The 3,050-nt window shown below is 40.1% G+C and carries 3 protein-coding genes; 2 read left to right on the top strand and 1 reads right to left on the bottom strand.

Translation table 11 applies throughout. From position 1 onward, the window contains the following. A partial coding sequence (locus tag C232_RS19045; protein WP_018665520.1) for an SH3 domain-containing protein occupies positions 1-559 on the bottom strand: 559 nt, incomplete at its 3' end. A 351-nt stretch (positions 560-910) separates the two neighbouring features. On the opposite strand from C232_RS19045, the gene C232_RS0118110 reads away from it, so the two are divergent. Together C232_RS0118110 and C232_RS19040 are read left to right on the top strand one after the other, a co-directional pair. Further along, entirely contained in the window at positions 911-2,479 is a 1,569-nt protein-coding gene (locus tag C232_RS0118110; protein ID WP_018665519.1) for a PTS transporter subunit EIIC, read from the top strand. A gap of 383 nt (positions 2,480-2,862) precedes the next feature. After that, on the top strand, positions 2,863-3,050 hold a 188-nt coding region (locus C232_RS19040; RefSeq protein ID WP_018665518.1), incomplete at its 3' end, for a MerR family transcriptional regulator.

Below are 3,050 nucleotides of genomic sequence, written 5' to 3'. Positions count from 1 at the left end.
CAGGCTTTGTGTTTACCAAATAAGATGCATGCACATAGCCCGTTTTATTTCCGGCTTTCACTTTTGCCCACGAGCCAGATGTTGAATAAACGGTAACCTTTTCGCCCCTTGGTAAGCTAGCTAATAAGCTGCTGCTTGCCGAAGCTTTAGAACGTAGGATTAAGTGAGATCCTTTGTCCACTTCCACATATTTCGTCGTTGTTTTTGTGCTCGTTGTTTCTGCAGTACGGCCAGGTTTTGTACTGGTTAAATATTTTGCACTAACATAGCCCGTTTTTGTCCCGGCTTTTACTTTTGCCCAACCATCAAATACAGAGTATACCAATACAGCTGTTCCTTTTTTTAAACTGCCTAATTTTGCAGCGCTTGATGAAGGCTTTGCTCTTAATAACAAGCTTGAATTGGCATCGACATTTACATATTTTGTTTCTGTTTTTGCTGCCGCCTGTACATGTGAATTATGTATGTTTTCAGTTGGTGAAACGCCTTGGATAGCTTTATCAAAAGCCGGAGTAGATAGTACAGCAAAACATAGAGGTATGACTAGACTTTTTTTCATTTCAATCTCCTTTCGAATGAAAGATATTGCCAGCTTTGGGGATTCTTGCACTTGTCAAAAAGAATGATGACACGATTAGACAAATTTGGTTCTTCTCTATCAAAATACCCAAAACTTTATCCTGTCAGTCTAGTAAAATTATCGTCTTTTTTGGGGGATTATTAAGATAAACAGCCAAATTTCTTTGAAAAAATAAAACGAAAGTCCTAAAACAGTTAAAAAATCCTCTCTGCAATAGGATAGTTGTTTGATAATCAGGACCGGCGATATGATATATTAAAAAATGTATAGCTGCCACAATAGGAAAGCCCATTTATTATGTAAAAATATCTTTTAAAGGGGCATTGATCGATGAAAGAAAAATTGTTGAATGCAATGCAGACTTTTTCGAGAGCCATTGTGGTTCCGATCTTGTTTTTGCCTGTTATCGGGATCCTATTAGCGATCTCTTCGATTCTTTCTAACCCGGCAGTTGTTGGCACGCACGGGTATTTGACAAATACAGGCAATTTCATCGGAAGCGGTCTTTGGCCCATTTTAAATAATCTGAGCCTTGTTTTCTGTGTAGGAATGGCAGTGGGAATGGCCAAGGAAAAGAAAGCGGAAGCATCGCTGATCGCCTTATTTTCTTATTTGGTTTTCTTGGGTGCGAATCATGAATGGCTGTCTTTAACCGGTAAGTTAATCAAATATCAAGCAGCTTCGGATTTAGCCGGTACCGGGCAAACGGTTATTTTAGGATTTCAAGTCATCGATATGGGCGTTTTCCTGGGAATCATACTGGGCGTTGTAGTGGCTCTTGTTCACAACAAGTTTTATGATAAAGAAATGCCAGGTGCTTTTGGGGCGTATGGCAATACCAAACTTGTATTTATGGCATTGGTTCCCCTGTTGCTTTTTTTAGCAGCCTTTTTGAACTATATTTGGCCGTTTATTCAAAGCGGGATTACGAGCGCAACAAAATTCATGGATCAGTCCGGATCATTCGGTTTATTTATATACGGCTTTTTAAATCGCTTTTTAATTCCGACCGGTTTGCATCATTTAATTTATACCCCGTTCAGTTTTTCTAATATTGGAGGGGAACTTCTCATAAATGGTAAACCCTATTTCGGGGCAACGAATATATTCATGGCGCAGTTAACCGATCCTGCTATTCAGGTATTTGATCCATCATCCAGGTATTTACAATACGGGATGGTGAAAATTTTTGGCCTGGTCGGTGCGGCCACTGCGTTTTATCGAACGGCCGAACCGGAAAATAAGAAAAGACTAAAAGCAATTTTGATCCCGTCGGTTGTTACATCCGTCGTGGCCGGCATTACTGAACCATTAGAGTTTACATTTCTGTTTGCTTCCCCACTGCTATGGTTCATTCATTCTGTCATGGATGGGTTATTTCAAGTCATTACCGTGCAATTAGGGGCAAGGACATATGGGGCAGGCGGATTAATCGACTTCTTATCGTATAACTTGCCGGCTGGCATTTCGAGAACCAGGTGGCCTGTATATTTAGCTGTCGGTATGGTGCAATTGGGAACGTATTACATCGTTTTTAGATTTTTTATTAAACAGTTCAACCTTAAGACGCCGGGAAGGGAAAATACAAAAAATTCATTATCCGCCGAAAAAGATACCCCGTCCAACAAAGCCTGGCATTCAAGAAAACACATAGATGGCCGGAACTTGGCGGGCGAAATTGTCCGGGGGCTTGGCGGGGCAGAAAATATAGAATCCGTTGACAATTGCTTTTCCCGCTTGCGGGTAAAAGTGAAAGACAGCAGGATCGTTGATGAATCGATATTAATGAAAACGGGTGCAGCGGGGGTCATAAAAAACGGCCGTAACATCCAAGTTGTATACGGGCCTAAAGTAAGCGAAGTGAGAAATTCCGTTGAAGCCTATTTAGCTGATCGGTAACCTCTTCATTTATAGAGAGGAGGTTGGTTACTCATCAAAAAGAATGTACTCACGGTATTTTCGTGCGATCACATCAAGGATCACTTCCAAACCGATCAGCGAATGAATGGATTGGCCCTGCTGATTTGGCAGCGGGGTGGCTTCAAAAAAGAATGGATAATCGGCATGTTCACTTAAAAAATTGCGGCCAAATCTCGTAATCGATGCAATCGGAACATTTCTTATTTTTAAAGAGCGTACTGCATCTTTTATGCTGGCTGTTTCACCGCTAAATGAGGATTAAACAGCTGAGAAAAATATATAAAATTGCAATCAAATCTATTGACTAAATAAATGGATTTTTAATATAATTTAGAAAAAAGTACTTTTGGAGAAGTATACCAATGAGAGTAAATATTGGGAAAGTTGCTGAAACGGTTGGTGTAACCGTAGATACGATTAGACGTTGGGAAAAAGAAGGAAAAATTAAATCTGAACGATCGAGCGCCGGTCATCGCCGTTATGATTTAGATCAAGTTTTGGCTTATGTAAATAATGAGAAAAACAAGCCAAAAGAAAAAATAGCCTTCAG

Source organism: Heyndrickxia acidiproducens DSM 23148 (assembly GCF_000374345.1).
GTDB lineage: Bacteria > Bacillota > Bacilli > Bacillales > Bacillaceae_C > Weizmannia > Weizmannia acidiproducens.
Note: the sequence above shows the minus strand (reverse complement) of the source record. Positions and strands in the feature narration are given on the sequence as shown.